The organism is Wandonia haliotis (assembly GCF_039523435.1).
GTDB lineage: Bacteria > Bacteroidota > Bacteroidia > Flavobacteriales_D > Crocinitomicaceae > Wandonia > Wandonia haliotis.
The window spans coordinates 1-3,195 of sequence record NZ_BAAAFH010000010.1 but is presented as its reverse complement, the minus strand read 5'-3'; the positions used below and the strand labels follow the sequence as shown (position 1 = coordinate 3,195).

At 48.2% G+C, this 3,195-nt stretch carries 2 rRNA genes; both read right to left on the bottom strand.

From position 1 onward, the window contains the following. Nucleotides 1–79: 79 nt before the first annotated feature. Nucleotides 80–193, bottom strand: a 5S ribosomal RNA gene (gene rrf, locus ABDZ97_RS08155). A gap of 69 nt (nucleotides 194–262) precedes the next feature. Then, nucleotides 263–3,134 (bottom strand): 23S ribosomal RNA (locus ABDZ97_RS08150). Between the last annotated feature and the right edge of the window lie 61 nt (nucleotides 3,135–3,195).

Genomic DNA, 3,195 nt, shown 5'->3' with positions numbered 1-3,195 from the left:
TTCATAGCCAAGTTAAAGCACTGTGGTATTGGTATAATACAAAAAACCCCCTAATCAATTTTGACCAGGGGGTTCTTAAAAGTGGCGTCGACTTACTCTCCCACCCTCAAAAGGGCAGTACCATCAGCGCGAATGGGCTTAACTTCTCTGTTCGGAATGGGAAGAGGTGGACCTCATTGCAATAGACACCTAAAATCGTTGTTCTAAAAAAAGAACATAATGTCTTTTCTTTGGTATTGGGCGATTGAAGTAACAGATTAAGAGATTTAAGTCTACGGGTAATTAGTACTACTCGGCTTTGACGTCACCGTCTTTACACCTGTAGCCTATCAACGTGGTAGTCTTCCACGGCCCTTAAAAGATATCTCATCTTGAGGTGAGTTTCGTGCTTAGATGCTTTCAGCGCTTATCTCATCCACACATAGCTACCCTGCGGTGCAGCTGGCGCCACAACAGGTACACCAGAGGTGTGTCCGCCCCGGTCCTCTCGTACTAGAGGCAGGTCCTCTCAAATATCTAACGCCCACAACAGATAGGGACCGAACTGTCTCACGACGTTCTGAACCCAGCTCGCGTGCCACTTTAATGGGCGAACAGCCCAACCCTTGGGACCTTCTCCAGCCCCAGGATGTGACGAGCCGACATCGAGGTGCCAAACCACTCCGTCGATGTGAGCTCTTGGGAGTGATCAGCCTGTTATCCCCGGAGTACCTTTTATCCTTTGAGCGATGGCCCTTCCATACGGAACCACCGGATCACTATGCTCTAGTTTCCTACCTGGTCGACTTGTCGGTCTCTCAGTCAAGCACCCTTATGCCATTACACTCTACGCACGGTTACCAAGCGTGCTGAGGGTACCTTTAGGAGCCTCCGTTACTCTTTTGGAGGCGACCACCCCAGTCAAACTACCCACCACACAATGTCCCAGTTTGCACTGGTTAGACATCAGATAATCCAAGGGTGGTATTTCAAGGACGACTAATCTACGCCTAGCGACGCAGCCTCGAAGTCTCCCACCTATCCTACACATGAATTACCCAATATCAATGTGAAGCTATAGTAAAGGTTCACGGGGTCTTTCCGTCCCGTTGCGGGTAATCGGCATCTTCACCGATACTACAATTTCACCGAGCTCATGGCTGAGACAGTGCCCAGATCGTTACACCATTCGTGCAGGTCGGAACTTACCCGACAAGGAATTTCGCTACCTTAGGACCGTTATAGTTACGGCCGCCGTTTACCGGGGCTTCAATTCAATGCTTCGGTTACCCTAACATCTCCTCTTAACCTTCCGGCACCGGGCAGGTGTCAGGCCTTATACTTCATCTTTCGATTTCGCAAAGCCATGTGTTTTTGATAAACAGTCGCCTGGGCCTTTTAACTGCGCCCCAACTTACGTCGGGGGACCCTTCTCCCGAAGTTACGGGTCGATTTTGCCTAGTTCCTTAGCCATGAATCACTCGAGCACCTTAGGATTCTCTCCTTGACTACCTGTGTCGGTTTGCGGTACGAGCTGTATATACCTGAAGCTTAGAGGTTTTTCTTGGAAGTTCTTAGGCACACTATCCACGCATCCGAAGACTTGTGGTACTATCGACTTTCTCCATTCCCGGCGGATTTGCCTACCAGAAATATAGATACGGTCTTCAACGTACTATTCCGTCAGTACGCGGTGCTTTCATTGCTCCGTCACCCCATCGCAGTATATACAGGTACGGGAATATTAACCCGTTTGCCATCGACTACCCCTTTCGGGTTCGCCTTAGGTCCCGACTAACCCTGAGACGATTAGCGTCGCTCAGGAAACCTTAGTCTATCGGTGTGCAGGTTTCTCGCCTGCATTATCGTTACTCATTCCTACATTTGCTTTTCCATACACTCCAGCATATCTCACGATACACATTCAACGTATATGGAATGCTCCCCTACCCATCAGTAAACTGATGCCATAGCTTCGGCGGTAAACTTATGCCCGATTATTATCCACGCTCGATCGCTCGACTAGTGAGCTGTTACGCACTCTTTAAATGAATGGCTGCTTCCAAGCCAACATCCTAGCTGTCTATGCAACCGAACAACGTTTGAACAACTTAGCTTACACTTTGGGGCCTTAGCTGATGGTCTGGGTTCTTTCCCTCTCGGACATGGACCTTAGCACCCATGCCCTCACTGCTGGACATATCTTATAGCATTCGGAGTTTGTCAGGGTTTGGTAGGCGGTGAAGCCCCCTAGCCCAATCAGTAGCTCTACCTCTATAAGACTCTATTCCAACGCTGCACCTAAATGCATTTCGGGGAGTACGAGCTATTTCCCAGTTTGATTGGCCTTTCACCCCTACCCACAGCTCATCCAAAGACTTTTCAACGTCTACTGGTTCGGTCCTCCATTCCGTGTTACCGGAACTTCAACCTGGCCATGGGTAGATCACAAGGTTTCGCGTCTACCTCCGCTAACTAAGCGCCCTATTCAGACTCGCTTTCGCTTCGGCTTCGGACCTTAAGCCCTTAACCTCGCTAACGAAGAGTAACTCGTAGGATCATTATGCAAAAGGCACGCCGTCACCCCTAAAGGCTCCGACCGCTTGTAGGCACACAGTTTCAGGGTCTTTTTCACTCCCTTATTCAGGGTTCTTTTCACCTTTCCTTCACAGTACTCGTTCACTATCGGTCTCTCAGGAGTATTTAGCCTTACCAGATGGTTCTGGCAGATTCAGACAGGATTCCACATGTCCCGCCCTACTCAGGATACTACTATGTATAAATACTATTTCATGTACGGGACTTTCACCCTCTATGGTTACTCTTTCCAAAGCATTCCATTATAATATTTAAGTCAATATCGTAGTCCTACAACCCCGAAGCTGCCGAAACAACTCCGGTTTGGGCTACTTCCCGTTCGCTCGCCACTACTTAGGAAATCACTCTTGTTTTCTTCTCCTCCGCCTACTTAGATGTTTCAGTTCAGCGGGTTCGCCTCCTTTCGGATACTATATCTTCAATATAGTGGGTTGCCCCATTCGGAAATCTACGGGTTATAAGATATTTGCTCCTAACCGTAGCTTATCGCAGCTTATCACGTCCTTCTTCGCCTCTGAGAGCCTAGGCATCCCCTGTGTGCCCTTAGTAACTTATTAATCTCTTAGTTTTTTTACTCTGTTACTTCAATCAATACCAATACTTCAAAGAACTTTTAAG